The following is a 26,989-nucleotide window of genomic DNA, read 5'->3' on the forward strand; positions in this document are numbered from 1 at the left end:
GGCCGGGGCCGGGGCCGGGGCCGGCATAGATTTTCACACGAACGTCCCGACACGCCTGAAGCGATGCATCAAGACGCATCGCGGCACGGCTCGGTCGAACCGCATGCCGCCCACCTGCCGCCTCCGAAAACGCACGCGCCATCGCCGCTCAAAACGACGGCAACCCCGGCGGATTCGTCTCCGATTTGCCGACCGCCTCCGACAGCAGCCCCCATCGCGCGAGCGCCTGCCGATACTTGCCGCTGCGGATCAGATCGTTGGTCGCGAGCGTCAGCGCATCGGCAAGGCCGCTGCCCTTGCGCGTCGCGATCGCGACGTCGGCCTTGACGGGCCAGCCGGCGTTCACGCTGCCGACGCTGCGGATCCTGCCGTCGCGCGCCGCCTGGTACGCGAGCGTCGCGTTCGGATTCAGTTCGGCATCCGCGCGCCCGGACAGCAGCGCGACGCGTGATGCGCCGTCGTCGTCGAAATACAGCACATCGACCGGCTTGAGGCCCTGCGCGACATTGCGACGGTTCCATTCGAGCAGGATGCGCTCCTGGCTCGTGCCCGACGCGGTGATGATCCGCAGGCCCGCGATGTCCTTCGGCTCGGCGATCCGCGCGATCGGGCTCGCGGTCCTCACGTAGAAGCCGTGCAGGCCGAGCCGGTACGTCGTGAAGTCGAACTTCTCCTTCCGCTTCTCGGTGACGCCGACGTTCGAGATCACCGCGTCGTACTTGCCGGAGCTCAGCCCGAGCGGCCAGTCGGCCCATGCGACGGGCAACAGCGCGAGCCGCCGGCCGAGCGCGTCGGCGATCAGTTGCGCATAGTCGGGATCCGCGCCGACGACCGTGCGCGCGTCGGACGCGTAGGTCGCGACGGGCGGCGCATGCGGCGCGATCGCGACGATGAACGCGCCATCGTCGACCCAGCGGCAGCGGCGCGCCGCGTCGGCGGCGGCCGGATCGCGCACCGCGCGCACGCGGCCCGCCTGGCGCGGATCGAGATCGACCGCGACGCCGGCGGCGCGCGCGCCGAGCGGCGTTGCTGCGAAGGCGGCTGCGAGCGCCGCGGCGCCGCCGACGAAAGTGCGTCTGTCGATCATGGCGTCGACGCCTCCGGCTCCGATAAAACGGCGCGACACGAGGCAAGCACACTCGATTGCGCGGACCGCCGGCGCTTGTCGACGTGCGCGCGGCCACCGCCGCCTCCGTACGCGATGCCGTCGTGTCCGTCGTGTCTGCCGTATCCGCTGTATCCGCTGTATCCGCTGTATCCGCTGTATCCGCCGTATCCGCCGTATCCGCCGTATCCGCCGTATCCGCCGTATCCGCCGTATCCGCCGTATCCGCCGTATCCGCCGTATCCGCCGTATCCGCCGTATCCGCCGTATCCGCTTCGTCCAGCGTCGTCGCGACGGCCGCCTCCGCAACCGCCACGGCCGCCGAGCCGCATGCCCGTCTCTCGCCGCGCCGCCATCACAGCACCTTCGACAGGAACGCGCGCGTGCGCGGATGCGCGGGCGCGCCGAGCACTTGCGCGGGCGGCCCCGCTTCGATGATCCGGCCGTGCTCCATGAACAGGATCGTGTCCGCTACCTCGCGCGCGAAGCCGATCTCGTGCGTGACGATGACGAGTGTCGTCCCCGAGCGCGCGAGTTCCTTGATCACGTCGAGCACCTCGTTGACGAGCTCCGGATCGAGCGCGGACGTCGGCTCGTCGAACAGCAGCACCTTCGGCTTCAGCGCGAGCGCCCGCGCGATCGCGACGCGCTGCTGCTGGCCGCCCGACAGTTGGCGCGGATACGCGTCGGCCTTCGCCGCGAGGCCGACCCGCGCGAGCAGCTCGCGCGCGACGCGCTGCGCTTCGGCGCGCGTCGCGCGGCCCGACGCGACAGGCGCCTCGACGATGTTTTCGAGCACGGTCAGATGCGGGAACAGATTGAAATTCTGGAACACCATGCCGACGTCGACGCGGCGGCGCAGCACGTCCTTCTCCTTCAGTTCGTACAGCGTGTCGCCGTCGCGGCGGTAGCCGATCAGTTCGCCGTCGATGTCGATGAAGCCGCCGTCGACGCGCTCGAGATGGTTGATCGTGCGCAGCAGCGTCGATTTGCCGGAGCCGGACTGGCCGAGGATCACGGTGACGCTGCCCGCCCGCGCGACGAACGACACGTCGTCGAGCACCTTGTGCTGGCCGAAGCTCTTCGACACGCGCTGGACGGCGACCTCGCCGCCGCGGCGCTCGCTCGCCGACGGGCGCGCGGCGGCGACCGGCGATCTCGCGTCGGCGGATGCGCCCGATGCGGCGAACACGTCCGAAACAGCCGACGCAGACGACTCAGGCGATGCGGCGCTGCCGGGCACGGTGGAGACATCCGAACCACCGGGTGCGCCAAGCGTCGCCGCGCCCGTCGCGCGTGCTGCGCCCGCCAGTCCGGCCGACACCCGCGACACCCGCGCGAATCCCGCGCCGGAAGCCGACGCATCGCCCGCCGCGCGCGGCTCGTCCCCCGCGCCGCGCCTCGTCCTGCTCGCCTCGCTCGCCGCGTCCGCGCCGCCCGCCCGCGCCGTCGCACGCTCGACGCACCCGCGCCGCGCCGGCAGTGCATCGGTCAACTTGCCGACGATCGCCGCAAGCGGCGACCGCGCCGGATTGCGCACCGCGCCGCGCGCGTAGCGCCGCTCGACCTGCGCCTGAACGATCGACAGCACGGTCAGGATGATCAGATACCAGACGGTCGCGACCATCAGCAGCGGAATCACCTCGAGATTGCGCCGATAGATCACCTGCACCGTATAGAACAGCTCCGGCATCGCGAGCACGTACACCATCGACGTCCCCTTCGCGAGCGAGATCAGATCGTTGAACGCGACGGGCAGAAACGCGCGCATCGCCTGCGGCAGCACGATGCGCGTCGCCTGCCGCGCACGCGGCAGGCCGAGCGCGGCGGCCGCCTCGAGCTGCCCCGCGTCGACCGACAGGATGCCGCCGCGAATTCCTTCGGCCGCGAACGCCGCGTGGTTGAGCGTGAGGCCGAGCACGGCCGCGCAGAACGGGCTGATCAGATCGGTCGTCGCGACCTCGGCGAACGTGACGCCGGTGAACGGCACGCCGAGCCACACGTGTTCGTACAGATAGCCGAGATTGTTGAGAATCAGCAGCAGCACGACGAGCGGAATCGAGCGGAACAGCCAGATGAACGCCCACGCGCACGCGGCGACGAGCGGCGAGCGGGACACGCGCGCGAGCGCGAGCGGCACGCCGAGCGCGAAGCCGAACAGCGCGCCGAGCGCGGTCAGCAGCAGCGTGCGCGCGAGCCCTGACAGCACCGGCTCCGACAGGAACCACTCGGCGAATACCGGCCAGCCCCACTGCGGATTGCCGAGCACCGAATTCAGCACGAGCGCGACCAGCGCGGCGGCGAGCACGGTGCCGGCCGTCCGCGCGCGATAGCGGGCCGGCACGATCCGAAAACGCGGCGCGTCGCCGCGCGCCGCGGGAATGCCTGGCGTCGGCAGCGCGCCGCCGACGGCGTGAGTGATGTCGCTCATGGTCGTGTTTCCTTGCTGGATCGATGGCGCGCCGCGCGGTTGCCCGACGCCGCGCCCACGCGCGACACGGCATGCGCGGCGCGTTTTGCGACGGCACCCGGCGCCGTCATGCGACCTCGGCCGCCGCGTGGCGGCTTTCCTTGCGCGGCAGGCCGAGGTGCTCGCGCAGCGTGCTGCCGTCGAGCGTGCGCCGGTAGCGGCCGCGCGCCTCGAGCGCCGGAATCACGAGCTCGACGAAATCGTCGAGCCCCTGCGCCTGCACCGCGAAGCCGAGGATGAAGCCGTCGCCCGCGCCCGCGTCGATCCAGCGGATCAGCGCGTCGGCGATGTCTTGCGCCGCGCCGATGAACTGCGGGCGCGGCGTCGCGACGGCAAGCGCCGTCTCGCGCAGCGTGAGCCCTTTCGCGCGCGCGTCGGCCTTGATGCGGTCGGTCGTCGAGCGGAAGCTGTTGCGGCCGATGTCGCCGAGCTCCGGGAACGGCGCGTCGAGCGGATACCGCGTGAAGTCGTGGTGATCGAAGTAGCGGCCGAGGTACGCGAGCGCGTCGTCGATCGTCAGCAGATCGCGGATCGCGCGGTACTTGTCCTCCGCCTCGGCGGCCGTGCGCCCGACGATCGGACCGATGCCGGGGAAGATCTTCACGTCGCCGGCGCGGCGGCCGTGCGCGAGCGCGCTGTCCTTCACGCGCTGTGTGAACGCGCGCGTCTCGTCGAGCGACGGCGCGTGCGTGAACACCGCGTCCGCATACTTGCCCGCGAGCGCGATCCCCGCGTCCGACGAGCCCGCCTGGAAGATCACCGGCTGCCCCTGCGGCGAACGCTGGATGTTGAGCGGCCCGGCGACCTGGAAGAACGGGCCCGCGTGATCGAGCGCATGCAGTTTGTCGCGATCGAAGAAGCGGCCGCTCGCGCGATCGCGCACGAAGGCATCGTCGTCCCAGCTATCCCAGAGGCCCTGCGCGACGCTCAGATATTCGTCGGCGATCTCGTAGCGCAGCGCGTGGTCCGGATGCTTCGTCCCGTAATTCTTCGCGGTGCCTTCGAGCGGCGTCGTCACGACGTTCCAGCCGGCTCGGCCGCCGCTCAGCAGATCGAGCGACGCGAACTGCCGCGCGACCGTGAACGGCTCGCTGTACGACGTCGACACAGTGCCGGCGAGGCCGATCTTCGACGTCGCAGTCGCGAGCGCGGACAAGAGCGAGATCGGCTCGAAACGGTTCAGGAAGTGCGGGATCGATTTCTCGTTGACGTAGAGGCCGTCGGCGACGAACGCGAACGCGATGCCGTTCGCCTCCGCCTTGCGCGCGACGCTCAGCATGAAATCGAGGTTGACGCTCGCGTCCGGCGGGTTGCTCGGATGCCGCCACGCGTTCATGTGGCTGCCGGCGCCTTGCAGCATGATGCCGAAGGGGATCGTGGACTGGGTCATGGCGAAGGTGGGTGTCGTTGGAATCGCACGACAGCGCGCCGCCGCGGCGCGCCGTCCCGGCGGCTCAGGTCTGCATGGACTGCTGCTCGCGCGCGAGCAGCTCGACCGACGCGAGCCGCGCCGGATAATGCGTGACCGGCGAATCGACGACGAACTCGCCGACGCCGTAGCGGCGCGCGAGCGCGTCGAGCTCGCGATGCACGTCGTCCGGCGCGCCGGCGATCACGTGCGGGCGCAGCTCGTCGATCCGGTAGTCGGTCGCGCCGCTCTGGCGCGCGAACTCGGCCGCCGCCTGCGCGCTGCCGAGATTGACGCTCTGGCCGCCCGCGAGCTTCAGCTTGAAGATCCGCAGCGCGCCGATCAGCCGCTCGGCTTCCCCTTTCGTCGGCGCCGCGACCGCGTACAGCGCGAGGAGCGGCGCGCGCCCGGCCGCGCGGCGATACGCGTCGAGCGAGCGCTCGACGTTCGCCTCGTCGCCGTTGAAGTGTCCGGCATAGCAGAACTGCCAGCCGAACCGGGCCGCGAGCGCGGCGCTCTCCGGCGAGCCGCCGAGCAGCACGCGCTCGGGCGCCTCGGGCGGCACCGGCAGCGCGACCGCGCCGGCGAGCGGATGATCCTCGGCGACGCCCCAGTTCAGGAACGCGTCGAGCTCGGCGAGCTGGTCGGCGAACGCGGGCTTGCGCGGCCTGTCGTGCAGCGACTGCAGCGCGCGCGTCGTCAGCGGCAGGCCGCCCGGCGCCTTGCCGACGCCGAGATCGACGCGCCCCGGCGCGAGCGACGCGAGCAGCTTGAACGTCTCGGCGACCTTGAACGGGCTGTAGTGCTGGAGCATCACGCCGCCGGACCCGACGCGAATCCGCGACGTATGCGCGAGCACGTGCGATATGACGATCTCGGGCGCGGAGCTCGCGAGCCCCGGCGCGCCGTGATGCTCGGCGATCCAGAAGCGGCGATAGCCGAGCGCCTCGGCGCGCCGCGCGAGCGTGACCGTGAAACGCAGCGCGTCGGCCGCCGTCGCGCCTTCGGCGATCGGGCTCTTGTCCAGCAGCGATAACGAATATGACATGGCGGATGCGAATGCAGGCTACGGGAAATCGGAAAGAGCCGGGCGATGCGGCAAAGCGGTGCGGAGGCGCCGCGCGCCTGCCCGGCGCTATCACGTTATTGAGCGGCGCTACACGTTGGCTTCATCAATCGGCTTCATGCAGCGGTTCCAGCGGCTATACGCGGCTATGAGCGGCTACACGCGGGCTGCGACGCGACGCACCGATCGCGAAGACCGGCCGGCGCGCCGATGCCACGCGTCAAGTCTTCGGCAAGCCCGGCGGATTGGTCCGCGATACGTCGATCGCCTCGGAGCCGAGACTCCAGCGATCGAGCACGCGCCGGTAAGCGCCGTTCTTGATGAAGTCGTTGATTGCGATCGTGAACGGCGCCGCGAGACCGCTGCCCTTGCGCGTCGTGACCGCGATGTCCGCGGTGCGCGGCCAGCCGCCGCTCACCGCGCCGACGAGTTTGGTCCGGTGCTGCTGCGCGGCCTGGTAGGCGAGCACCGCGTTCACGCTGAAGATCGCGTCGGCGCGGCCCGACTGCAGCGCGACGCTCTTGACCGCGTGATCGTCGTAATACTGGACAGTGACGGCCTTGAGCCCGCGCGCGACGTTCCCGCGGTCCCATTCGAGCAGGATCTTTTCCTGATTGGTGCCGGCGTCGGTGATCACGCGCAGGCCCGCGACGTCCTTCGGTTCCCGGATCGACGCGATCTTGCTGTCGGACTTCACGTAGAAGCCGACCTGATCCTTGCGATACGTCGAGAAATCGAACTTCGCCTTGCGTTCCTCAGTCACGGTCACGTTCGACAGCACCGCGTCGACGCGGCCCGATTCGAGCGCGAGCGGCCAGTCCGCCCACGCGAGCGCGACGATCTTCAGCTTGCGGCCGAGGCTGTCGGACAATAGTTGCGCGAGATCGGCGTCGAAGCCGACGACCGTGCGCGCGTCGGTTGCATACGAACTGATCGGCGGCTGGCTCGGCGCGATGCCGACGGTCAGCGTGTCCGGCTCCGCGAACTTGAAGCGCGCGGGCAGCGCGCGGACCACTGCTTCGTCGCGCGCGCCGCGCACGCGTCCGGGCTGCTCGGGGCTCAGGTCGAACGTGACGGCCGACGCCGCCGCGCCGACGCCAGCCAACACGGCCGCGACGACCGCGCGTGCGGCCCATCCGGCGATCGATTTCGTGTATTGCGATTTCATCGGCGATTCCTGTGCGTTGCGAATGTCTCGTCGTTTTCGATGCGAAGCGCGGGCCGGGACGCGCGCCACGTGCGCGCCGCCCGCCGCGCCTCGCGTCATTCGACCGGCGCGGCCGGCACGGGCGCGCGCAGGTCGTCGAGCGTGCCGACGCGGGCGGGCCCGATCAGATCCTTGCCGAACGGCAAATGCACGTAGATCTCCGGATCGACGTCGCGATCGAATAGCGCGGCATAGCCGGCGTCGAGATACAGCGCCCACGCTTCCGGCTGCCGGAATCCCGTCGTCAGATAGACGCGCCGATAACCCTGCCGCGCGGCGCGCAGCTCGAGTTCGCGGACCACGCGCCGCGCGAGCCCCTGGCGTCGCAAATCGGCGCGCGTCCAGATCCGCTTGAGCTCCGCCGTTTGCGCGTCGTATCGCTTGAAGGCCCCGCCGCCGATCGTCTCGCCGTCGCGGATCAGCAGGATGAACGCGCCTTCGGGCGGCGTGAACAGCTCGGCCGAATAGCGCGCGAGCTCCGCTTCCGCCGACGCGCGGCTGTCGGGCCGGTACGCGTGATAGCGCGTCGCGTATTCGTCGACCAGCGCGTCGATCAGAGGCTTCGCGCGCGCGTCGTGCGGCGCGGTGTCGATAATGCTGTCGGTCATGGCGATGTCGTCGGAGGCGAACGGTCACGCGCGGACGATGCGCCGATACGCCGGCTCGCCGCCGCGGCGCGCCCGTTCGTTCTACGGAATGTGGGCGGCGCGGCCGCGTCGCGTTCGATGTGCGCCTGCTTCGTTCGGCGCACGCCCGTCGCGATGCCATCGCGCTGCCATGCACGTCACATTAGCGTTTCGACTCGCAAAGACTAACCAAGCAATTTCGATATCGATATCGACGGCGGTGTAGCAAGGATTTCGTCGAAACGCTCGTTGCGCGGCGCGAATCGATCGCGCCATGGAGGAGTGGCTCGCAGAATTTGACTTGCGGCTCTGGACGGAGAACCGGGAGCGCGTCGAATCGCCATGCGCGCCGACGAACCGGCTCCACGCGCGTCGTCACGAAAAAATGAGAGCGCGCACGCCCTCTTACCAATCCGCCCCGATTTCGCGAACGCCGTCCGGCAAACGAAGCGGCGGACGAATCACGGGCCGCCCGCGTCGACGTGAACGGCGGAGCCCGCCGCGACATCGACGGCGGCCGCCCGGGCCGGCAGCGCGGATCGGGCTTTGTCCGGCCCCAGAAAGAACGAATCGGCGTTCCACCAATCGATGCCGAGTTCCTTCGCCTTATCGACGGAGCAGATCAAGAGCCGGATGCGGATCGTCAGAAGCTCGACGTCGACCAGGTTGATCCGGATATCGCCGGTGATGACGACGCCCTTGTCGAGCACACGCTCGAGGAGATCGGCCACGGTCGTGCTGGAGACGCTGTGCTGGGGCGAAGCGATGCGTGGCTGGCTCATGGGATGGTTCTCAAAAAAGACGGCCGAGCGGGCCGAGATCGAGATTGAGATCGGCGCCGGTGAAACCGAACTGCCCGGCGAGCCGCTCGATCTCCTCGGCCTGCCGCATCAGCGCGAGCCCCAGCCGCTCGATTTCGTCGTCGTTCAGGCTGCCGGCGTCGATTCGCCGCAACGCCTGCCGTTCCAGCAGTTCGTGCAACAGCTTGATCAGCGCCAGAACGAGCTTCGCGAGGCCGTTGCCCGCAGAGGCGGCCGTGACGTCGACGCGTGGCGTCGCGCGCGGCGGCGGCGCCTGTTGCTGAGCCAGCGCCTGTTCCAGCGCGGCGGCGAGTGCGGCGGCGGTCGTTACGGCAGCCGCGTGCGGCCCATTCATCGGGATTCCTCTTCGAGCGGCATCGCGCGGCCGGCCAACGCGGTTTCCACCGAGGTCAGGAGCAAGCGCAGATGCAAGTAGAGCAGATCGACGTCAGCCACCGAGACGACCACGTGGGCGGAAATCACCGCGCCCTTGTTCAGAATCCGGTCCAGCGACTCGCACAGGGACAGCCGTTCGGCGAGCTCGGCCGGCACGGGTTCGCCGTCCGCGCTGCGCACGGCTCGAGACGGCGGCGAGCAAGGCGGCGTCACGACGTTTCCAGGCTGTCCAGATGATCGAGCAGCGCCTGTTCGCGCGCTTCGAACGCAGCCTCGTCGATCTGGCCGGATTCGAGTTCGCGATAAAGATCGATGAGCGCCGCCTTGGTCATCTCGATGTCGGCGATCGTCTCTTCCTCGGCGGCCTGCGCGATCTCTTCGAAGATCCAGAACATGCCCTTGATCGGCGCGGCCAGCAGGTTATCGAGAATGAACATGGCACCCTTCAGAGACTCATGTTGAGATTGACGAAATGATGAGGCGGACACGGCCCGCTGTATTTCAGCACGAGCGCATCGTCGAGTTTCTGCGACGCGGCGGCCACGCCCGACTCGAATCGGCCGAGGTCGGCGTTTCGCACGAGGCAGGTCAAGCGCAGGATTTCCGTCTCGCTGCGCGGCGGGTCGTGCCGGGTCTCCTTGCAACACGCGTCGAGCGCCTCGTCCACCAATGCCGCGTGACGCGCCCGCTCTTCGTTCAGCACGCGTTCGAAGCGGCTGCCCAACTCGATCTTGTCGTCGCGCGTGACCGCGCCGCCGCGCGCCAGCATGGCGTCGCGCGCAGCCTTGAGATCGGGGCGGACGTCGATCAGATAGCGAAAGACGTCGGGCACGTCCCAGTTCAGTCGCACGCTCATTTCCACGTGGTCCGCGAGCCGCGCGAGTTCGCTGCCGAGCATGGTCCGGTGCTTCTTGAGCATCCTGCGCAGCGCGATTTCGCTGGTGGCGATCGTGCCGAACGCCACCGGCAGCACGGTGCCCTCGGCCGCGAGGCTCTGGATGACCGTGTGATGCGCGAGCAGATGGCGCCGCTCGGGACGGACTTTCGCGAGACCCGTGTCGCTGACGATCGCCGCGACGTCGCCGTCGGTCAACGCGTAGACGGCCGTTCCGCCGATGCCCGACGGAAGGCTGGCCGGCACCTCTCGCGCATGCTTGACGGCGTACAGATAGCGCGCGCCGCTATGGCTGGTCATGCTGCACCTCATGCGGCGCCGGCTTGCGGATAGTCGGCTTCACGTTGGGAGGCACGAGCATGGGCGCGTCCTGAAGACGGACAGACTCGATGCAGCCTTCGACGATGTCCACCATCAGCAGCGAATGGCAGACCCAGCAGCGCAGCGCGCCATGGTATCGAGCGTAGGAGTCGTCGTCGACTTCGATCTGGTGCCCGCAGGAAATGCAGTTGATGTTCATGATGTCCCTCTCAATATCGAATCCGGAACGATCCGCCGATGTCGCCGGCCTGCGGCGCTTCGCTTTCGATCGCCGCATACAGCCTGGCCTTCTCGCGCTCCAGATCGGCGAGCCGGCTGTCGACGCTGGCGATGCGGCGCTGCGCGGCCCGTCGCTCGATGTCCCGCCGGCTTTTTTCCATTTCGATGCACGAGATCCGCATGTACATGCTATGCACCGGCATCGCTGCCGAGGTGGACGTATGCCGGGCACGGATGTCGTGCAGCCCTTTTCTCGGAATCGGCATGATTCATCTCCGCGCTTTCGTGCGCCGGCCTGCTTGACGGGCCGGCTGCGCCTCCTGCTCCAGATCCACCCCGAGGATGTCTCTGCAGGCCCATACGTAGCCGGGGTTGTCGCGCGTCGCATCGCCGCCGCGATAGGCGAGCGCGCGAGCGAGCGCGATGGCCGCCCGGATGCTGGGATGGTGGCCGTCGCCGCCGGTGTCGCGCAGCCGGCGGGTGAGATCGACGATCCGCTCGGCGTCGACGCGCTCGATTTCGGATCGGGCCCAGACGATCTCGACCTCCGTCTCGCGGTCGTAGTGCCCCACTTGAATCGTGATCAGCCGGCCCATCAACGCGTTCTGCGTCTTGTGCACGCCCACGTACTCTTCCGGATTCGACGTGAAGATCGCGCGAAAGCCGGGATGCACCGTCAGATAGCCGGCGCCCGTCATGCGATTGGGCAAGTTCAGGATGCCTTCCGACAATACCGGCAGCAGCGCGTTGTTCGCTTCCGGCCGGGATCGGTTGAATTCGTCGTAGATGAGCGTGAGGCCGTGCTGGCAGGCCGTCGTCAGGCGATTGTCGATCCAGGTCGTGGTCATTTCCTCCTCGGTCTTGACCACCGAATGGATGAAGTTGTCGACCACCCGCGAGCGGCGATATCCGGCGCCGCGACCGACGAGATCGGCGCTGCCGAGTTCGTCGTCGCCATGCATCAGCACGACTTGCCGACCGAGCTGAGCGGCGATGTGGAATGCGAGCGTGGTCTTGCCGGTGCCCGACGGCCCCGCAAGATGCACCCCGTAGCCGGCGCCGAGATAGGTCAGCGCACGTTCGGTGAGATTGCGAACGGCGGGCGTCTGCACGAATTCGGCACTCGCTTCCAACCGCACCCTGTCCCGGGCGGCGCCGTCGCTATTCACGCCGCGCGCCGCTGCAACCAGTTCCGGCGGTGGGGCGAGATCGGTCATGATTCCCTCCAGTTATCGGAAAAGCATCGGCCAGGCGCAGCGGTCGGTCGAGCGCATCGATCGGTGGGCCGCCGCGCCCAGTCGCAAACGGCCCTAGCCTCGCCAAGCGCGGCGGGCTCCCCTCAGATCGGCGTCGAACGCCTGCCGCAGATCACGCACGCGCTCGACCAGGTCCGTCACGAAAGCCGTTCTGGCGTCGAGCGCGTGGCTGAACATGTCGGCATTGGCCGAGTGCAGTTGCCGCAACAGTTGCGCGACTTCCGTTCGCAGATCCTCGCGCGAATCCGCCAGCTTCTGCAGCAGTCTCTGCCGCTCCCTGTGACCCGCCACGACTTCCTGATGCAACCGGGTCATGTCTTGCGTCATGCTGTTCATGGCTGTTCCTTTCGAGGCCGACCGCTTTGCCGCGGCCGGAAACCAAGTTGCCCGCCACGCGGCGGCAACGTCGGTCACGCTGCTGGCGCTGCGGCAGTCGCGGTCAAGCCGATTGCTTCGGCATACTTGAGATAGGTTTCGACCGACGCGATGACGACGCGGGCCTCGATCGAGAGCAGCTCAATGCCGACAAGCGACACCTTTGCCCACACGTCGATGACGATGCCCTTGTCGAGGATGCGATCGACAACTTCGGCCAGGCTCGAAGAGTCGGTCGATTTTTGCACTTTGGCCATGATGGCCTCCTTGCTATACGTTGATGGGAAAAGACATTTGCGCTGCAGGAGCAGGCTAGGGCCACCAAGCAACCCCCATGCCGGAACACGGAGCATCGTGCGAGAAAGTTGTCGTGGATGCCGTCGTCGGTCACGCGACGCCGATATGCAACGACTTTGATTCCGAGGCAGGCGAAATCAGCGCGAAATCCCGTACTCGAAACAATGAACCGGCGTCGCAATTTTCAATTTTCGTGTTTCGATCAATGTCGAATTCGATTGAAACGTCTTTTGCGCAAACGTGCATATCCGGCGTATGGAGGCGGTGTCGCGGTATGGAAAGCATTCCATGGAGCGCTTTCCATACCGTCCCCAATGCGCGAAGCATGCGCCGTAAAAATGCCGACGCGGACGGCCATATATTTCCTATGCTGAGAATTGCAGCATAAGGTCGACACCATACAAATACGGCGACACATAGGGGAGCGGCCATGCCCGACAGCAGCCGCACATTGATCTGCATTCCGATTCTCCATTCCGGCATCGACATGGGGCAGTTCGCTCCGCTCGTCGACGATGCGGCGCAAGCCCATCTCGGCGCCGACACGTGGCAACGTCGCATGATCGACGTCGAGCGCATGTGGGACGGCATTGAAGAAGCAATCCCTCGGCTCGGCCTCGACCTGAAATCCGTGCGCATCTATCAGGACGGCTTGCCGGTATGCGGCCGCGAGCTCGAGATCGTCGACGATCTCGCGAAGGCCGGCAGCCGCAATCATCGTTTGCTGCAAACGCTGAGTCGGCAAGGCGCGACGCTGGTTGGCACCGAAGCGCCGGAATTGCTGGTGGAGGAATACGAGCTCGCGTGGCGGCTGCTCAACGCCGCGTCCGCGAACCGGCAACGAACCGACACCGAACGCCAGCTCGCGGCCGACCTGCTGCAAAGACGCGACCGGTTCATTGCGCGCCGGATCGACGAGACGCTGCCGGCCGGCGGCACCGGCATTCTGTTCGTCGGCGCGCTGCACCGGGTGGCGCCCCTCTTGCCGGCCGATCTGGCCGTGAGCTATCCGCTCGGCAGCCCGACGATCTGAGGCGGCGAACGCCATGAATACGGTTCCAAGCCCGATGCCCGCGCGCGTGCTGATCGTCAACGAGCCGATTTTCGGCTCGCGGCTGACCGAGCTGCTACGCCACGCGGGCCTCGACGCCGTGTCCGCGCAAACCGGCTACGCGGCGCTGCGGACCCTGGAGCAACAGCGCTCCGACGCCGTGGTGCTCGACGACCGCCTGCAGGACATGAGCGGGCTGGACCTGCTGCACGCGATCCGGCGACGGACGCCGCAGATGCCGGCAGTGATGCTCACCGACCATCCGGACGTGCAGGGCGCCATCTGCGCGATGCGGGACGGCGTTCAGGACTACATCTCGAAGTCGGTCGACGACGACGTGCTGGTGCGCGCGGTCAGGACGGCGCTGACCAGCGGCGGCGGCCGGAGCGGCGAGCCGTCGGTCGCCGCCAGCCTGTGCGAAAGCATGGGGCCGAGCGAAGCCGTCGCCCGCCTGGTCGCCCGGATCGGGCTCGTGGCGAAGAGCACGTTTTCGGTCCTGATCCTGGGCGAAAGCGGCGCGGGCAAGGTACTGGTCGCGCGCGCGATCCATCGCAGCAGCGGGCGGCGCGCGGCGCCTTTCGTCGCGATCGATTGCGGCGCGATTCCGGAGCAACTGCTCGAATCGGAACTTTACGGCTACGAGAAAGGTGCGTTCACCGGCGCGGCCGTCGCCAAGTCCGGCAAGTTCTCGGCCGCGAACTACGGTACGCTGTTTCTCGACGAGATCGCCAATCTGCCGCTCGCGTCGCAAGCCAAGCTGCTGCGCGTGATCCAGGAGCGCACGCTGTATCGCGTGGGCGGCAACACACCGCTGCCGCTGGACGTGCGCATCGTCGCCGCCACCAACGAAGACATCGAGCAAAAGGCGCTCGATGGCGGCTTTCGCCGCGACCTCTTCTTCAGGCTGTCCGAATTCGTGATCCACGTCCCCGCGTTGCGCGAACGACGGGACGACATCCTTTACCTGGCGCGGCACTTCGCCACGCAAACCTGCACGGAATTGGACAAGTCCCCCGTCACGTTCTCCGACGCGACTTGCGAGCGCTTGTTGAATCACCCGTGGCCGGGCAACGTCCGGCAGCTACGCAACACGATCCGGCAAGCCGTCCTCGTCGCGGGCGACATCGTGCAGCCGGCTCATCTCAATATCGCCTCGTCCGGCAAGCATGCGGCGCCGGCGCCGGAATTCGGCTGGGAAGGACTGTCGCTGAAGGAAGTGGTACGACGCAATATCGCCGACATCGAACGGCGAGTGATCGAACAGGTGTTGCAGGCGACCCATGGCAACAAGGCCCAAGCGGCACGAGTCTTGCAAGTCGACTACAAGACCATCCATTCGAAGGTCAAGGAGTACCGCATCGAATTCCGAGGAGTCGACGATGAAGACCAAGCGTGACGGAGCGAAAGAAGCCGCCAGTGGCTTCGAAGGCATCATGTCGGGCATCGTGAACCTGGTGGAGAAACTCAACGAACTGGCTCAGACCGGCAATGAACTTCAGCTGCTGAAAGAGCATACGACCGATGCGGGTATCCGGGGCGTCTACGGCATCAACATCAAGGTCGGTTTGGGGCAGGACAAGGATAGGGTCTCGGTCGAGCCGTTCGGCAACATCCGCAAGGACAAGTCCGGCCACGCGGTGGTGCAGGAAGTGATCGAACCGATCGTGGACGTGTTCGAAGAGACCGACCATACGCTCGTGGTGGCGGAAATGCCGGGCGTGAGCCTGGAAGACGTGAGGCTCGACGTCCAGGACGACGTGCTCACGATCGTCGCGGAGCACCGGCCCAAGAAATACATCAAGGAAGTGCTGCTGCCTCGCCCGTATACGCGCGACCAGATGCAATTCGGCTGCAACAACGGGATTCTCGAAATCAAGTGCACGGACTGAAACGGCCATGGACAAAGCTGAACAGACCGGGCTCCAGTTGCGGGTGACCGAAGGGAACGCCCGCGACGTCGGCCGGGCGCTCGCCCGCATGGGGCCGGAGGATCTCGAACTGCTGGCCGCGGCGGTAGGCGATCTGGTCGAAGTGCGCGGCAAGCGCACCACCGTATGCAAGGCCATGCTCGCGCACAAGGAGTTGCGCGCCCAGTCGCGGGTGCAGCTGGACGGCGTCGTGCGCGGCAACGCCGGCGCCGGCATCGACGAGCTCGTCACGCTGAAGAAAGTGACCGCGCGTCCGGCAAACCTGGTGCAGTTGGCGCCCATCAACGCCGCTCCCGCGCCGAGCGACCTCGACTACATCGCGGGATTGCTCGACGGCCTGCCGGTGATCGAGGGCGACCGCATCCGCGCGACGCTGTTCGGCAGCCGCAGCGCGGATTTCAAGGTGACGAGCTGCACGCCGCGCGGACCGGTGCTGATCGGCCCGAACACCGAGCTGTCGATCGGACGGCCCGCGAAAGGCGAACCCGCGGTGGCCGCCCCGACCCTGTCGTACGAAGACATCGGCGGCCTCAAGCCGCAATTGATGCGCATCCGCGAAATGATCGAGCTGCCGCTGCGCTATCCCGAAGTCTTCGAACGGCTCGGCGTCGACGCGCCCAAAGGGGTGTTGCTGTACGGCCCGCCGGGCTGCGGCAAGACCCTGATCGCGCGGGCCATCGCCCATGAGTGCGACGCGACCTTCTTCGCGGTGTCCGGCCCCGAGGTGATACACAAGTTCTACGGCGAATCGGAAGCGCACCTGCGCAAGATTTTCGAGGAAGCCGCGCGCAAGGCGCCCGCCATCGTCTTCCTGGACGAAGTGGATGCGATCGCGCCCAAGCGCGAAACCGTCGTCGGCGAGGTGGAAAAGCGCGTGGTCGCGCAACTGCTGGCGTTGATGGACGGCCTCAACGGCCGTCAGCAGGTCATCGTGATCGCCGCCACCAATCTGCCCAACGCGCTCGATCCGGCGTTGCGCCGGCCGGGCCGCTTCGATCGCGAGATCGCGATCCCGATCCCCGATCGCAACGGCCGTCTCGAAGTGCTCGAAATCCACAGTCGCGGCATGCCGCTCGCGGCCGACGTCGAGCTGGAACATCTCGCCGACATTACTCACGGTTTCGTCGGCGCGGATCTCGAGGCGCTGTGCAAGGAGGCGGCCATGCTCTGCCTGCGCCGCCTGCTGTCGGAACTCGATCTCGGCCTGCGCTCGATTTCCCTCGAGCAGCTCGATCGCCTCATCGTGAACATGGACGACTTCCTGTTCGCGCTGGCCGAGATCGATCCATCGGCCATCCGCGAGGTCTTCGTCGAAATTCCCGACGTGCGCTGGGAAGACGTCGGCGGCCTCGGCAATACGAAGGCGCAGTTGATCGAAGCGCTGGAGTGGCCGCTCAAGTATCCGGAGCTGCTGACGCGTGCGGGCGCCAAGCCGTCCAAGGGAATCCTGCTCGTCGGCCCGCCCGGTTGCGGCAAGACCTGGCTCGCGAAGGCCGCGGCCAACGAGTGCGGCGTCAATTTCATCCCGGTCAAGGGTCCCGAGCTGATGTCGAAGTACATCGGCGAATCCGAAAAAGGCGTGCGCGACGTGTTCCGCAAGGCGCGGCATGCGGCGCCCTGCCTGCTGTTTTTCGACGAAATCGACGCGCTCGCGCCCCGGCGCGGCGAAGGCGCGTCCGGCGCGCACGTGCCGGAACGCCTGCTGTCGCAATTTCTGGCCGAATTCGACGGCATCGAGGATCTGAAAGGCGTGATGGTGCTCGCCGCCACGAATCGCATCGACATGCTCGATCCTGCCGTGTTGCGTCCCGGCCGTTTCGACGAGATCATCGAAATCGCGTTGCCCGACCCGGCCGCCCGCCGCGAGATCTTCGACGTGCATCTGCGCCGCAAGCCGCTCGCGACCGACGTGGCGAGCGAACACCTGGCGGAGGAAAGCGGCGGGTTCTCGGCCGCCGAGATCGCGTCGGTGTGCCGCCGCGCGGCGCTCTCCGCTGTGCGCCGCGCAGTCGCCGCGGGCATCGCCGATCCGGCGCTGGTGCAACTGAGCGGCGCAGACCTGGACGACGCGATCCAGGAGGCCCGGCAGCGGCGCAAGCAAACGCAATGAACGACGCCCTCTATCTGTTTTGCTTCGCGCGCGCCGCCAGTCTCGACCCGGCATTGGCCGCGAGACCGCCCGATGAGCCGCGGCTGCAACTGTTGCGCGAAGGGAATCTGGGCGCGGTGCTGTGCGACGCGTCGCGCAGCGAGTTCGCCGGAGCCGACGCCGAGCGGCGGCTCGCGGACCCTGCCTGGATCGCCGGTCGAGTGGCGACCCACGCCGCGGTGATCGAGTGGGCGATGCGCTATTCGCCCGTCTTTCCGGCCCAGTTCGGCACCTTGTTTTCCAGCGCCAACCGGGTCGCCGCGTTGATGCGAAGCTGTCACCCGCGCATCGGCGGCGTCCTCGATCATGTCGAGGGCAAGACGGAGTGGGCTGTCAAAGGCTGGCTCGATCGACCGGCAGCCACCGACTCGCGGGCCGCGTCGCTCCGCGCCGACGAGCTGGAACCCGCGTCACGCTCGGCCGGCGTCCGTTATCTGCGCGAGCGGCAGCTTCTGGCGCGGGCCAGCCAGAATCTGCGCCGCTGGCTCGAGCAGAGCGTGCCGCAAGTCTCGGCGCGATTGCAGCGCCACGCGGTGGAGATGCGTAGCCGGCCGTGGCGGACATCGGATGCGCCGAACGAAATCGTGGCGAACTGGGCGTTCCTCGTGCGAAACCGCGACGTCCCGGCATTTCGCCGACAGGCGGACGCCATCAACGCCGAGCTCGCCACGCAGGGATTGCGCTTCGACCTCTCCGGGCCATGGCCGCCGTACAGCTTTTGCGTCCCGCTCGCCGAAGAAGCAACATGGTCTGGCTGATCTACGCCGTGCTGAAGCCGAGGCGCGCCATCGCGTTGCCGCCCGGCGTGGACGGCGCGCGGCTCGATATCGTGGACGGCGCGCACCTCTGCACCGTCGTCTCGGAACATCGTCAGGCGCCGTCGGCGACGGTACCGGCGGCGCTCGCCTTCGGCCAGGCGGTGACCGCGCTGTTCCGGCACGGCGCCATCGTGCCGATGCGCTTTCCCACCTGTCTCGACGACAAGCAAGCCGTGCGCGCGTGGCTGGACGACGAATGCGACACGTATGGTGCGCTGCTGCAGCGGATCGACGGCTGCGTCGAAATGGGGCTGCGATTCCAATTCGCCGACGAACCGCGTGCGCAGTCGCGGCCGCACGCAGGCGGTCCCGGCCATGCCTACCTCGCCGCTCGCGCGGCGCCGAGCGCCGTCGCGCTGTCGCAGGGGGAACGCATCGCGGCGACGCTTCGCGGCCTGTATCGCGACTGGCGGTTCGACGGGCGGGTGGAAGGCTTCGCTAGCCTGAGCTTTCTCGTCCGGCAAACCGCGCTCGACGGCTTCCTCGCCCGATGCCGGCAAACGGCGCGCCGGACCGCCTTGCCGATCTACGTGTCGGGGCCGTGGCCGCCGTACAGTTTCGCCGCGGACGAGCGCTCATCGGCGCCGGGTTGCATGGCATCCTCCGGCCGACGAGTCGCACTCGGCCTCGACAGCCGCGTCAAGATCTGAAAACGCCGCAGATTCGATACAACGCGACGACGCTCGTTGAAAACCGCGTGCGAATTGCCGCGCAATCCGCAGCCAGACGGAGATCGGCGTGACGATGCAGCGGGCCGTCGAATGCGCACGACCACCGCGCGCCATCACGCCGATGCGTCGTCTTCCGCGAGCTGAAACAGGCAATCGCCGCGTTGCACCTGCGCGGGCACGCGTTTGCAGACGACTTCGCCGTCGCTCGCGAAGCGCTGCGTGACGGGCTCGCGCAGCGGCGTATCGGGAAAATGAATCAGCGCCGCGGGCTGACCCGCGCGCACGCGCCCGCCCAGCTCGACGAGCGGCTCGTAGAGCCCCTTGTCGTACGCATACACGTAATGATGCGCGCCGCCCACCCGCATGAAGCGCGTCTGCGCGGGCGGACTGTCCGGCACGAGCGGGCCGCGCAGCGCGCCGACGAAGCCGAGGAAATGCAGCAGGCCGCGGCGTGCGTCGCGAATCAGCGCCGGATCGGACATCCCGCCGCCGCCCAGTTCGGTCAGGATCGAGATCGCGCCTTGCCGGCGCGCGGCCGACGACGCATGCACCGGGTTCGGCGCGTGCAGAAACGCGCGCGGCAGGCCGAACGCGGCGAGCAATTCGCGCACGCGCGCGCGCTCCGCCGCATCGCGCGGCTCGAGCGCGAGCATGTTGCCGCCTTGATAGAGGAGCGAGCTGCCGCCCGAATGCAGATCGACGAGATACTGCGCGCGCGGCAGCAGCATGTGCTCGATGTAGTCGGCGATCACGTCGGTCGGCGTGCCGGCCGGGTCGCCCGGAAAGCTGCGGTTCAGGTTGCCGCCGTCGATCGGCGATACGCGCGAGCCCGCGTCCGCCGCCGGGAAATTCGCCATCGGCAGGAAAATCAGTTGCCCGTCGACCATCTCCGCGTCGATCTCCCGCACGACGCGCGATACGACGATCTGCCCTTCGTACTCGTCACCGTGGTTGCCGGCCATCACGAGCACGACGGGGCCGCTGCCGTTGCGAATCGACACGATCGGAACCGGAATCCATCCGTATGCCGAACGATGGACCGAGTGCGGCAGGCGCAGATAGCCGGCGTGCTTGCCGTTCGCGTCGAGATCGATTTCGCTGCGGATCGGATTTCGGAAGCGGGGGGTGTCGGTCATGGTCGGCATCGGCCTGCGACGGCCTGAGCAGTAGCGGGACTGTGTGTGGAAGCTCACCGGCAATCGCCGGCGGGCGCTCGGGGTGCTGCGGCGTGCAACGCATGCGGTTCTGCGACGCCGTTGCGACGGTGCGGTACTGCGGATGCGCCGATGCTGCGGCCGGCGTGCGCCATGTCGACGGCGCGAATGTCGCGGCACGGCGCCGCCGCATATGTCCTGAACGTTCACGGAACAACAGCGTCGCTCGCTTCGCGGGCGCAGCGGGCGCAGCGGGCGCAGCGGGCGCAGCGGGCGCTGCGGGCGTCGCGGGCGCTGCGGGCGTCGCGGGCATCGCGGGCATCGCGGGCGTCAGGATCGTAGCGCGCCGCCGCATCGACGGGAACGACGAATGCATCTGATCGTAATGCGCCGCTTGCTGCTTTGCATAGTGCATCAGCAGCATGGTCGCCGCCGAACGCATCGCACAACGGTTTTCTGCTAACGTCGCCTTGCGAATGCGTTCGTTCCACGCAAGCGCCGCCGGCGAATGCGCCTCCGTTCGCGTGACCGGCTCGGGCGTGCAACCGACTCGAGCGCGCGCCACGCGATCCGTCCCGCGACGCACGCGCGGCCCAAGCGCCCCAACCTTCCGGAGCCCCTCGCATGACAACACACCGGTTCGACGTGTTCGGCAGGCAAATCCTGATCGAGCGCATGCAGGATCGCTGGGTGCCGTTTTATCCCGGCACGGACGGCAAGCGCCGTCCCGCGCATTTCGTCATTCCCGATTTCCTCGAAGCCGACGAGCTGAGCCAGTATCTCGGCGACCTGTTTCACGAAAGCGCGACGCCCGACAACGGCGACGTTCGCCGTCTCGATCTTCCGGAGCCCGATTGACCGTGCGGGCGGCGGCTGCATCCGCCGTCGGCGCCGTAGCGAAGCGCAACGACGGCATGCCGGCGCGAATCCGCGGAGACGCAACGCGCAGCCGGCCCGGCGCTCCACGTTGTCGCCCTTCTTCTCCGGATTGAATAAACTTTTCTCATTGCGCGGCGTCCGACGCAAAAACGGCAAACAACCCTGGCGCGGCTCCACGCCCGCGCCCGTTCGCGCACCCCATGAAATCACTGATCCCGCAGCAACCGCACAAGCTCGTCCGTCATAACGTCAACTGGGCGGTGAACGCGTTCAAGCGCTTCTCCACCGACCGCTGCTCCGCGATGGCGGCGAGCATCGCGTTCTATTCGGCGTTCTCGCTCGCGCCGATGCTCGTGATGGTGATCGCGGTCGCCGGGTGGTTCTTCGGCGCCGACGCCGCGCGCGGCGAGGTGTTCAGTCACGTCCACGAATTGATCGGCAACGAGGCGGCGGCCGGCGTGCAGACGATCGTCGAGAACGCACACCGCAGCGGCAGTCGCGGCGGCATCGCGGCGCTGATCTCGTTCGCGATGCTCGCGGTCGGCGCATCGGCGACGTTCGCATCGCTCAACACGGCGCTCAGCGTGATCTGGCCTGCGGCCGGGACGCGCGCATCGTCCGTGCTCGGCCTCGTGCGGGTGCGGCTCGTCTCGTTCGGACTCGTGCTCGGCGTCGCGTTCCTGCTGATCGTGTCGCTGGTGCTGGACACCGCGATCACGTTCATCGGCCGCTGGCTGTGGGGCAACTCGCCCTATGTCGTGATCGGCAACCTGCTGCAGTTCTCGATCGGCATCGCGGTGCTCGCGTTCGCGTTCGGCACGTTGATGAAGTTCCTGCCGGACGCGCGCGTGTCGATCCGCGACGCGATGACGGGCGGCATCGTCTCCGCCGTGCTGTTCTCGGCGGGCAAGAAGCTCTTCGCGCTGTACCTCGCGCACGCGGGCACCGCGAGCGCGTTCGGCGCCGCGGGATCGTTCGCGGTGCTGCTGATGTGGCTGTACTTTTCGGCCGCAGTGCTGCTGCTCGGCGCGGAATTCGCGGCGGCGCGCGGCGCCGCGCACGCGGCGGACGACGCCGCTGCCGCTGCCGACGCCGAAGCCCACGCCGATACCGCTGCCGCTGCTGCCGAAGCCGAAGCCGCGGCGGTACGTCGCGGCCCGCGCGATTGACGCGATGGACATGTGACTCTAGACAGTCCGCTCCTTACGCCTGCCTTTCCGGGTCTTGCGCCTAAGCAAACGATCGGCTCGGCGCGCAAGTGCGCCGAACGCGGTCGCGCGGATGCATTCCGCCGTACCGTCTTGCGGCGTAGGACCGCGCGTTGAACGCGCTCATGGCCCGACCCGCAAGCGCAAACGTTTGCTCACCCTGATTTTGTTGCATGAACAACCCCGAAACGCTCGTCCTCCCGCGGACGATGCTTGTTGCCGCAACAATCGCAACGCAACAATCGATCAGTGTTCCCCGAACCGAAATAGTCGTTTATGTGATTGATATAAAACGACTTTCCCTCACTGTTACCTTTTCGAGACACTTTATTTTTTTGGATTTCTTGCGTCTGGTGCAGTGCGCTATTCTCCAATCCGCAACAAATAACGACTCACTCGCGTGGAGAAATAACTCGATGAAGAAACTTGCTCTGTCTACCCTCTCGCTCGCCCTGCTGGGCGCAGCCGGCGCAGCTCAGGCTCAAAGCAGCGTCACGCTGTATGGCGTGATTGATACGTCGATCACTTATGTCCACGGCAACGACGGCCAGGCCAACAACGCCTGGATGATGGGCAGCGGCAACCTGCAAGGCAGCCGCTGGGGCCTGAAGGGCACCGAAGATCTGGGCAACGGCCTGAAGGCGATCTTCCAACTCGAAAACGGCTTCAATTCGGCCAACGGCGAACTCGGCCAAGGCAGCCGCATGTTCGGTCGTCAGGCGTTCGTCGGCCTGCAAAGCGATCAATACGGCACGCTGACGCTCGGCCGCCAGTACGATCCGCTCGTCGACCTGGTTCAACCGGTCACAGCAGACAACTACTTCGGCAGCCTGTTCGCCACCCCGGGCGATGTCGACAACAACGACAACAGCCTGCGCGTGAACAACACGGTCAAGTACACGTCGCCCGTGTTCGCCGGCCTCCAGTTCGAAGCCCTGTACGGCTTCAGCGGCATCGCGGGCTCACCGGGCACCGGCCAGACGTGGTCGGCCGCTGCTGCATACAACAACGGCCCGCTCGGCGTCGCAGCCGGCTACTTCCATACGTCGAACTCGGCACCGCTCAGCGCCGCCGGCATTCGTACGGGCTGGGGTGGCTCGTCCGACGCGATCTTCGACGGTTCGAACAACTCGCTGTTCCTGAACAACGGCTACGCGACGGCCAAATCGATCGGCATCGCTCAAGTCGGCGCTCAATACGTGATCGGTCCGGTCACGTTCGGCCTCGGCTACAGCAATGCGCAATACAAGTCGGACAACGCTTCGGCGTTCGGCTCGACCGAGAAGTACAACACGGGTCGCGGCTTCGTCACGTACCAGGCGACGTCGGCACTGCTGCTGGGCCTCGGCTACATCTACACGAAGTCGAGCGGCGATTCGAACGCGAAGTACCACCAGGTTTCGCTGGGTGCGGACTACTCGCTGTCGAAGCGTACCGATGTCTATCTGGCTGGCGCGTACCAGCACGCAAGCGGCACGCAAGCCGGCGGCGGCGAAGCACAGGCGTCGGTCGGCTCGTACGGCATCGGCGGCACGAAGTCGCAAGAAATCGTCGCTCTGGGCCTGCGCCACAAGTTCTAAGCGCAGCCGCAAGCAACGGTTCGGCGACGCTCTCGGGCGTCGCCGGCCGCGACCGCAGAGCCAGCCTGACGCATGTGCGGACGGCTGGCTTTTTTGTTTTGTTAGCAGTGCCGTGCGGACGTACATGCCACGGCAAGAAGACAGTGTTGGCGATTCGCCCGACATCGGCGCGCGCCATGCCGCGCCGCAAGCGCTATACGCGTTCCGCAATCTCGGATAAGGCAACGAGCCCCGAACTTCGCTCGCAGAGCCAGCAAGGCCGGCATGATGCGCCTGCGAGCCAAAGGCTTCGCTGTCGCGAGCCGGGCGGCGCGCAACGAGCAACGCAGCACGGTCGACGCTTTCCGGCGACGCGCGTCGCCGTTTCTCGGCGCTCGGCACAGCACGCTTTCCCGCGCCACACTTCCCCAGTACGATCGCGCGCTTGGATCCGGCGGCGTCTCCGTACATCGCCCGTCAACGCCGCCCAATCCGACGCAGATCATCCGTCGGCGTTTCGCTTCGCCAGTCTGCATTTGAGCCTAGCGCTCGACGCGCGCGGGGCCGAACGACGATGACGATGACGGCGGCGGCGGTAGTCGCCCGCCGACGATCCGCCACGCCGCCATCGCACGGCATACGTGACCGAGCCCTGCCCTCGCCAACCCGATCGCGCCGCACGCTATCGTTGCCGTCGCGCGTGCGAATGCCGATGCGCGTGCCGACCGGTTGCTCCACGCGCAATCTCAAAATGAACCGGCATGCTATCGCCTGCGCGTACCCGACACCGCCACGCCGCACACGTCCTTCGCCGGTCTACATGCGCGTGCTGCGCCGATTTGCTCGACCGTCGACGACTCCTCACTGAAATCGCCCGGCGACGCTTCCATTCGCCATGGACAGCCCGCTTGCTCGTCCGCGCGCCGCGTCGCGTTGCAAGTGCACGGACATCCCGGACATCCCGGCTCGCCGGCGAGCGTCGCGCGACATCGCATCGTCGCCGCGTCGATCCATCGTTCGCCGACAACCAGGAGACTTACGTCTAGCCGCATCGCTGCAACGCCCGCTCCGCCGTCACGGCGACCGCGCCGCGCGCCCCGTTCGCAACCACATTCACTACGCCCGCGCACGACTCGCCGCGCGCCGGACGCCGCACACCTTGCGCCGCACCGCGCCGTGCACAGACAAAAAAATCCCCGCGCGCTTTCGCACGCGGGGACTTTTTCGGACTATCGCAGCTACCGGACGATTCCGGCAAACCGCACGCCGTCCTTACGCTGCCGCGTCCTTCAGCTTCTTCAGCGCACGAGCCTTCACGCGCACGCTGGCCGGCTTCGCCGGGAACCAACGTTCTTCGCCCGTGAACGGATCCTTGCCGAAGCGCTTCTTCTTCGCCGGCACGGCTTGCGCCGAGATCTTCAGAAGGCCCGGCAGCGTGAACTCGCCCGCACCCTTCTTGTGGATCGAACCGAGGATCGCGTTCTCGAGTGCCGTCAGCACAGCCTTCACGGCCTTCAGTTCGACCTCGGCACGCTCGGCGATGTGAGCGGCGAGCGACGCCTTCGTGAACGAGTCCTTGAGCGGCGTCGGAGCGGCAGGCGCCTTCGCGACAGCCTTCTTGGCCACTACTTTCTTCGCGGGCGCTGCTTTCTTGGCAGCCACTTTCTTGGCCGGTGCGGCAGCCTTCTTAGCCACCTTTTTTGCGGAAGTCGCCATGTTTCTCCTACCAGGTGTGGTCGTTGGATACACGAAGCGCGCGACATGCGAGCTTCAACGCCGGATTCTACAAGCGCCGCGCCGCTTCGTGCAGCACTTTTATGCGTTATCCGCGGGTTTCCCGCAGGTTTTGTTGCGCGCCGCTGACTACGGATGTCGTTTCGGCCCGTGTATGCAGCGTTTTTTTGTGTCGCGCGCCGAATCGAAACGGCGAATTATGTTCGACATTTGCATTCCTATACTGTCCGTCGGCATCGCATCGCTTGGGATATGGAATGCGCGCAATCAAGCATGTTAGAGGGCTCGACGGTTTGCGCGCCGTCGCCGTCACACTTGTCTTCCTATCGCACCGCGCGCACTTTGGCGCGGTCGACGTCGGCCAGATCGGCGTCTGGACGTTCTTCCTCATCAGCGGCTTTCTGATCGTCGGCGAACTGCACCGCAGCCGGCTCGCGATCGAGCGCGGCACGTCGTGCCGCCGCTACGCGTTCTGGCTGTTCGCTGGCAAGCGCGCGCTGCGCATCCTGCCCGTCTACTACCTGCTGCTCGCCGCGCTCGCGATCGCGCATCGCCACATCTATCAGCACGGCGTCGACCTCGGGCTGCGCTGGCACGCGGTGTTTCTGTCGAACTATTGGATCGGCGCCGTCAAGGACGGCTGGCCCGGCAGCACATCGCACTTCTGGAGCCTCGCCGTCGAACAGCAGTTCTACCTGATCGCGCCGCTCGCGCTGCTCGCGACCCGCGCGTCGCGCCATCTCGCGTATTGCGCGGCGGCCGTCGCGCTCGCCGCGATCGCGCACGCGCTGCTGTATCTGCAACACGCATCGCCGGTGCTCATTTATGCGTTCTCGCCGTGGAATTTCGCGTTGATCGCGCTCGGCGGCATCGGCGGGATCCTGCACAGCGGCGGCGTGGCCGCGCCGAAAGGCGCTGTCGGCACACTCATGCTTTGGGCCGGCGCTGCAGGCGTGACGTTCTGCGCAACGCTGGCGATGTGGGCCGCGCCGCTTTCCGCCACGGCCGGCGGTCCAGCGGACGTCGCCCTCGGCGTCTCGCTCGGCATCCTGCTGTTCTGGATCGTGAGCCGTCCCGAACATCCAGCCGTCGCGCTGCTCGAATGGGCGCCGATCGCGTACCTCGGCGCCATCAGCTACGGGTTCTATCTGTTCCATAACCTGATTCCGGAGCATCTCGGCGTGATGCCGGGCCTCTACGAACGGCTGCACGTCCCGCATTCGCTACGGGAATTGCTGCCCGAGATCCTGCAGTTTCTGCTGTCCGTGCTGCTCGCGCATCTGTCGTGGCAGTACCTGGAAAAGCGCGTGCTGGATTACAAGAAGCCGCTCGAGAGCGCGTTGCGTCGGCGGTTCGCGCCGCGCGAGCGCACGGCCGTGCGGTGACGCGCACGATGC

At 67.2% G+C, this 26,989-nt stretch carries 27 protein-coding genes and 2 pseudogenes; 11 read left to right on the plus strand and 18 right to left on the minus strand.

The window, feature by feature from the left end; genetic code table 11:
* Window positions 1-148 precede the first annotated feature (148 nt).
* The 6 genes from WS70_RS27575 to WS70_RS27605 form a co-directional block, all read right to left on the minus strand.
* Window positions 149-1,087, minus strand: coding sequence for an ABC transporter substrate-binding protein (locus WS70_RS27575; RefSeq protein ID WP_059472873.1), 939 nt, complete (start codon window positions 1,085-1,087; stop codon window positions 149-151).
* Window positions 1,088-1,460: 373 nt separating this feature from the next.
* A complete protein-coding gene (locus WS70_RS33535) occupies window positions 1,461-3,536 on the minus strand; it encodes an amino acid ABC transporter permease/ATP-binding protein (RefSeq protein ID WP_082716371.1) in 2,076 nt (691 codons plus the stop codon).
* Window positions 3,537-3,642: 106 nt separating this feature from the next.
* Window positions 3,643-4,965 (minus strand): LLM class flavin-dependent oxidoreductase, encoded by a 1,323-nt coding sequence (locus WS70_RS27590; protein WP_059472872.1) that lies wholly within the window; start codon window positions 4,963-4,965, stop codon window positions 3,643-3,645.
* 64 nt (window positions 4,966-5,029) lie between these two features.
* Complete coding sequence (locus WS70_RS27595; RefSeq protein WP_059598275.1) at window positions 5,030-6,031, minus strand: LLM class flavin-dependent oxidoreductase; 1,002 nt, start codon at window positions 6,029-6,031, stop codon at window positions 5,030-5,032.
* Window positions 6,032-6,269: 238 nt separating this feature from the next.
* Complete coding sequence (locus WS70_RS27600) at window positions 6,270-7,217, minus strand: ABC transporter substrate-binding protein (RefSeq protein ID WP_059472870.1); 948 nt, start codon at window positions 7,215-7,217, stop codon at window positions 6,270-6,272.
* 95 nt (window positions 7,218-7,312) lie between these two features.
* The gene (locus WS70_RS27605) at window positions 7,313-7,864 is read right to left on the minus strand and encodes a GNAT family N-acetyltransferase (RefSeq protein ID WP_059472869.1); all 552 of its coding nucleotides are present in this window, start codon (window positions 7,862-7,864) and stop codon (window positions 7,313-7,315) included.
* On the opposite strand from WS70_RS27605, the pseudogene WS70_RS33950 reads away from it, so the two are divergent.
* Window positions 7,863-8,108, plus strand: a pseudogene (locus tag WS70_RS33950) (hypothetical protein). The gene WS70_RS27605 and the pseudogene WS70_RS33950 sit on opposite strands and share 2 nt — an antisense overlap.
* A 235-nt stretch (window positions 8,109-8,343) precedes the next feature.
* Here the strand turns inward: WS70_RS33950 and WS70_RS27615 are convergent.
* The 10 genes from WS70_RS27615 to gvpA form a co-directional block, all read right to left on the minus strand.
* Window positions 8,344-8,664 (minus strand): gas vesicle protein, encoded by a 321-nt coding sequence (locus WS70_RS27615; protein ID WP_226382873.1) that lies wholly within the window; start codon window positions 8,662-8,664, stop codon window positions 8,344-8,346.
* Window positions 8,665-8,674: 10 nt separating this feature from the next.
* Complete coding sequence (locus WS70_RS27620; protein WP_059472866.1) at window positions 8,675-9,037, minus strand: gas vesicle protein K; 363 nt, start codon at window positions 9,035-9,037, stop codon at window positions 8,675-8,677.
* Window positions 9,034-9,234: a gas vesicle protein gene (locus WS70_RS27625; RefSeq protein ID WP_226382874.1), complete on the minus strand. Its 201-nt coding sequence runs from the start codon at window positions 9,232-9,234 to the stop codon at window positions 9,034-9,036. The genes WS70_RS27620 and WS70_RS27625 overlap by 4 nt, the downstream gene beginning before the upstream one ends.
* Before the next feature lie 53 nt (window positions 9,235-9,287).
* Window positions 9,288-9,515, minus strand: a complete 228-nt coding sequence (locus WS70_RS27630; RefSeq protein ID WP_059472864.1) for a gas vesicle protein GvpG — start codon at window positions 9,513-9,515, stop codon at window positions 9,288-9,290.
* 8 nt (window positions 9,516-9,523) lie between these two features.
* On the minus strand, window positions 9,524-10,273 hold the full coding sequence (locus WS70_RS27635; protein WP_059472863.1) for a GvpL/GvpF family gas vesicle protein: 750 nt from the start codon (window positions 10,271-10,273) through the stop codon (window positions 9,524-9,526).
* Window positions 10,260-10,493, minus strand: coding sequence for a hypothetical protein (locus WS70_RS27640; RefSeq protein WP_059472862.1), 234 nt, complete (start codon window positions 10,491-10,493; stop codon window positions 10,260-10,262). Before WS70_RS27640 ends, WS70_RS27635 begins: the two co-directional genes overlap by 14 nt.
* A 10-nt stretch (window positions 10,494-10,503) precedes the next feature.
* A complete protein-coding gene (locus WS70_RS27645) occupies window positions 10,504-10,779 on the minus strand; it encodes a hypothetical protein (RefSeq protein WP_059472861.1) in 276 nt (91 codons plus the stop codon).
* Between the two features lie 3 nt (window positions 10,780-10,782).
* Entirely contained in the window at window positions 10,783-11,730 is a 948-nt protein-coding gene (gene gvpN, locus WS70_RS27650) for a gas vesicle protein GvpN (RefSeq protein ID WP_226382875.1), read from the minus strand.
* Between the two features lie 93 nt (window positions 11,731-11,823).
* Entirely contained in the window at window positions 11,824-12,105 is a 282-nt protein-coding gene (locus WS70_RS27655) for a hypothetical protein (protein ID WP_059472859.1), read from the minus strand.
* A gap of 74 nt (window positions 12,106-12,179) precedes the next feature.
* Window positions 12,180-12,401 (minus strand): gas vesicle structural protein GvpA, encoded by a 222-nt coding sequence (gvpA, locus tag WS70_RS27660; protein ID WP_010109838.1) that lies wholly within the window; start codon window positions 12,399-12,401, stop codon window positions 12,180-12,182.
* A 470-nt stretch (window positions 12,402-12,871) separates the two neighbouring features.
* Between gvpA and WS70_RS27665 the strand changes: the two genes are divergently transcribed.
* The 6 genes from WS70_RS27665 to WS70_RS27690 are packed head-to-tail and all read left to right on the plus strand — an operon-like array spanning window position 12,872 to window position 19,037.
* Complete coding sequence (locus WS70_RS27665; RefSeq protein WP_059472858.1) at window positions 12,872-13,474, plus strand: hypothetical protein; 603 nt, start codon at window positions 12,872-12,874, stop codon at window positions 13,472-13,474.
* Window positions 13,475-13,487: 13 nt separating this feature from the next.
* Window positions 13,488-14,888: a sigma-54-dependent transcriptional regulator gene (locus WS70_RS27670; RefSeq protein WP_059598274.1), complete on the plus strand. Its 1,401-nt coding sequence runs from the start codon at window positions 13,488-13,490 to the stop codon at window positions 14,886-14,888.
* Entirely contained in the window at window positions 14,872-15,381 is a 510-nt protein-coding gene (locus tag WS70_RS27675; protein WP_059472856.1) for an Hsp20/alpha crystallin family protein, read from the plus strand. The genes WS70_RS27670 and WS70_RS27675 overlap by 17 nt, the downstream gene beginning before the upstream one ends.
* Window positions 15,382-15,388: 7 nt before the next feature.
* A complete protein-coding gene (locus WS70_RS27680; RefSeq protein ID WP_059472855.1) occupies window positions 15,389-17,530 on the plus strand; it encodes a CDC48 family AAA ATPase in 2,142 nt (713 codons plus the stop codon).
* Entirely contained in the window at window positions 17,527-18,327 is an 801-nt protein-coding gene (locus WS70_RS27685; protein ID WP_059472854.1) for a GvpL/GvpF family gas vesicle protein, read from the plus strand. The genes WS70_RS27680 and WS70_RS27685 overlap by 4 nt, the downstream gene beginning before the upstream one ends.
* Complete coding sequence (locus WS70_RS27690; protein ID WP_059472853.1) at window positions 18,315-19,037, plus strand: GvpL/GvpF family gas vesicle protein; 723 nt, start codon at window positions 18,315-18,317, stop codon at window positions 19,035-19,037. Before WS70_RS27685 ends, WS70_RS27690 begins: the two co-directional genes overlap by 13 nt.
* Window positions 19,038-19,171: 134 nt before the next feature.
* On the opposite strand, the gene WS70_RS27695 is transcribed toward WS70_RS27690, so the two are convergent.
* The gene (locus tag WS70_RS27695) at window positions 19,172-20,194 is read right to left on the minus strand and encodes a succinylglutamate desuccinylase/aspartoacylase family protein (protein ID WP_059472852.1); all 1,023 of its coding nucleotides are present in this window, start codon (window positions 20,192-20,194) and stop codon (window positions 19,172-19,174) included.
* Between the two features lie 642 nt (window positions 20,195-20,836).
* Between WS70_RS27695 and WS70_RS27700 the strand changes: the two genes are divergently transcribed.
* From WS70_RS27700 to WS70_RS27710, 3 genes are all read left to right on the plus strand, one after another.
* Entirely contained in the window at window positions 20,837-21,070 is a 234-nt protein-coding gene (locus tag WS70_RS27700; protein ID WP_059472850.1) for a DUF7661 family protein, read from the plus strand.
* Between the two features lie 221 nt (window positions 21,071-21,291).
* On the plus strand, window positions 21,292-22,260 hold the full coding sequence (locus WS70_RS27705) for a YihY/virulence factor BrkB family protein (protein WP_082716370.1): 969 nt from the start codon (window positions 21,292-21,294) through the stop codon (window positions 22,258-22,260).
* 455 nt (window positions 22,261-22,715) lie between these two features.
* Complete coding sequence (locus WS70_RS27710) at window positions 22,716-23,879, plus strand: porin (protein ID WP_059472849.1); 1,164 nt, start codon at window positions 22,716-22,718, stop codon at window positions 23,877-23,879.
* Between the two features lie 1,251 nt (window positions 23,880-25,130).
* Here the strand turns inward: WS70_RS27710 and WS70_RS27715 are convergent.
* Window positions 25,131-25,574, minus strand: coding sequence for an HU family DNA-binding protein (locus tag WS70_RS27715; RefSeq protein ID WP_059472848.1), 444 nt, complete (start codon window positions 25,572-25,574; stop codon window positions 25,131-25,133).
* Here WS70_RS27715 and WS70_RS27725 point away from each other — a divergent pair.
* Window positions 25,573-26,977: pseudogene (locus WS70_RS27725) on the plus strand (acyltransferase family protein). The gene WS70_RS27715 and the pseudogene WS70_RS27725 sit on opposite strands and share 2 nt — an antisense overlap.
* Window positions 26,978-26,989: the final 12 nt, after the last annotated feature.

The organism is Burkholderia mayonis, assembly GCF_001523745.2.
Lineage (GTDB): Bacteria > Pseudomonadota > Gammaproteobacteria > Burkholderiales > Burkholderiaceae > Burkholderia > Burkholderia mayonis.

Bases quoted from the DNA above. Each gene is read 5' to 3' on its own strand.
- WS70_RS27695 (WP_059472852.1), bottom strand. From the start codon at position 20,194: ATGACCGACACCCCCCGCTTCCGAAATCCGATCCGCAGCGAAATCGAT.
- WS70_RS27705 (WP_082716370.1), top strand. From the start codon at position 21,292: ATGAAATCACTGATCCCGCAGCAACCGCACAAGCTCGTCCGTCATAAC.
- WS70_RS27665 (WP_059472858.1), top strand. From the start codon at position 12,872: ATGCCCGACAGCAGCCGCACATTGATCTGCATTCCGATTCTCCATTCC.
- WS70_RS27620 (WP_059472866.1), bottom strand. From the start codon at position 9,037: ATGAATGGGCCGCACGCGGCTGCCGTAACGACCGCCGCCGCACTCGCC.
- WS70_RS27575 (WP_059472873.1), bottom strand. From the start codon at position 1,087: ATGATCGACAGACGCACTTTCGTCGGCGGCGCCGCGGCGCTCGCAGCC.
- gvpA (WP_010109838.1), bottom strand. From the start codon at position 12,401: ATGGCCAAAGTGCAAAAATCGACCGACTCTTCGAGCCTGGCCGAAGTT.
- WS70_RS27685 (WP_059472854.1), top strand. From the start codon at position 17,527: ATGAACGACGCCCTCTATCTGTTTTGCTTCGCGCGCGCCGCCAGTCTC.
- WS70_RS27675 (WP_059472856.1), top strand. From the start codon at position 14,872: ATGAAGACCAAGCGTGACGGAGCGAAAGAAGCCGCCAGTGGCTTCGAA.
- WS70_RS33535 (WP_082716371.1), bottom strand. From the start codon at position 3,536: ATGAGCGACATCACTCACGCCGTCGGCGGCGCGCTGCCGACGCCAGGC.
- WS70_RS27600 (WP_059472870.1), bottom strand. From the start codon at position 7,217: ATGAAATCGCAATACACGAAATCGATCGCCGGATGGGCCGCACGCGCG.
- WS70_RS27590 (WP_059472872.1), bottom strand. From the start codon at position 4,965: ATGACCCAGTCCACGATCCCCTTCGGCATCATGCTGCAAGGCGCCGGC.
- WS70_RS27630 (WP_059472864.1), bottom strand. From the start codon at position 9,515: ATGTTCATTCTCGATAACCTGCTGGCCGCGCCGATCAAGGGCATGTTC.
- WS70_RS27655 (WP_059472859.1), bottom strand. From the start codon at position 12,105: ATGAACAGCATGACGCAAGACATGACCCGGTTGCATCAGGAAGTCGTG.
- WS70_RS27605 (WP_059472869.1), bottom strand. From the start codon at position 7,864: ATGACCGACAGCATTATCGACACCGCGCCGCACGACGCGCGCGCGAAG.
- WS70_RS27710 (WP_059472849.1), top strand. From the start codon at position 22,716: ATGAAGAAACTTGCTCTGTCTACCCTCTCGCTCGCCCTGCTGGGCGCA.
- WS70_RS27595 (WP_059598275.1), bottom strand. From the start codon at position 6,031: ATGTCATATTCGTTATCGCTGCTGGACAAGAGCCCGATCGCCGAAGGC.
- WS70_RS27700 (WP_059472850.1), top strand. From the start codon at position 20,837: ATGACAACACACCGGTTCGACGTGTTCGGCAGGCAAATCCTGATCGAG.
- WS70_RS27615 (WP_226382873.1), bottom strand. From the start codon at position 8,664: ATGAGCCAGCCACGCATCGCTTCGCCCCAGCACAGCGTCTCCAGCACG.
- WS70_RS27670 (WP_059598274.1), top strand. From the start codon at position 13,488: ATGAATACGGTTCCAAGCCCGATGCCCGCGCGCGTGCTGATCGTCAAC.
- WS70_RS27680 (WP_059472855.1), top strand. From the start codon at position 15,389: ATGGACAAAGCTGAACAGACCGGGCTCCAGTTGCGGGTGACCGAAGGG.
- WS70_RS27715 (WP_059472848.1), bottom strand. From the start codon at position 25,574: ATGGCGACTTCCGCAAAAAAGGTGGCTAAGAAGGCTGCCGCACCGGCC.
- gvpN (WP_226382875.1), bottom strand. From the start codon at position 11,730: ATGACCGATCTCGCCCCACCGCCGGAACTGGTTGCAGCGGCGCGCGGC.
- WS70_RS27690 (WP_059472853.1), top strand. From the start codon at position 18,315: ATGGTCTGGCTGATCTACGCCGTGCTGAAGCCGAGGCGCGCCATCGCG.
- WS70_RS27645 (WP_059472861.1), bottom strand. From the start codon at position 10,779: ATGCCGATTCCGAGAAAAGGGCTGCACGACATCCGTGCCCGGCATACG.
- WS70_RS27640 (WP_059472862.1), bottom strand. From the start codon at position 10,493: ATGAACATCAACTGCATTTCCTGCGGGCACCAGATCGAAGTCGACGAC.
- WS70_RS27635 (WP_059472863.1), bottom strand. From the start codon at position 10,273: ATGACCAGCCATAGCGGCGCGCGCTATCTGTACGCCGTCAAGCATGCG.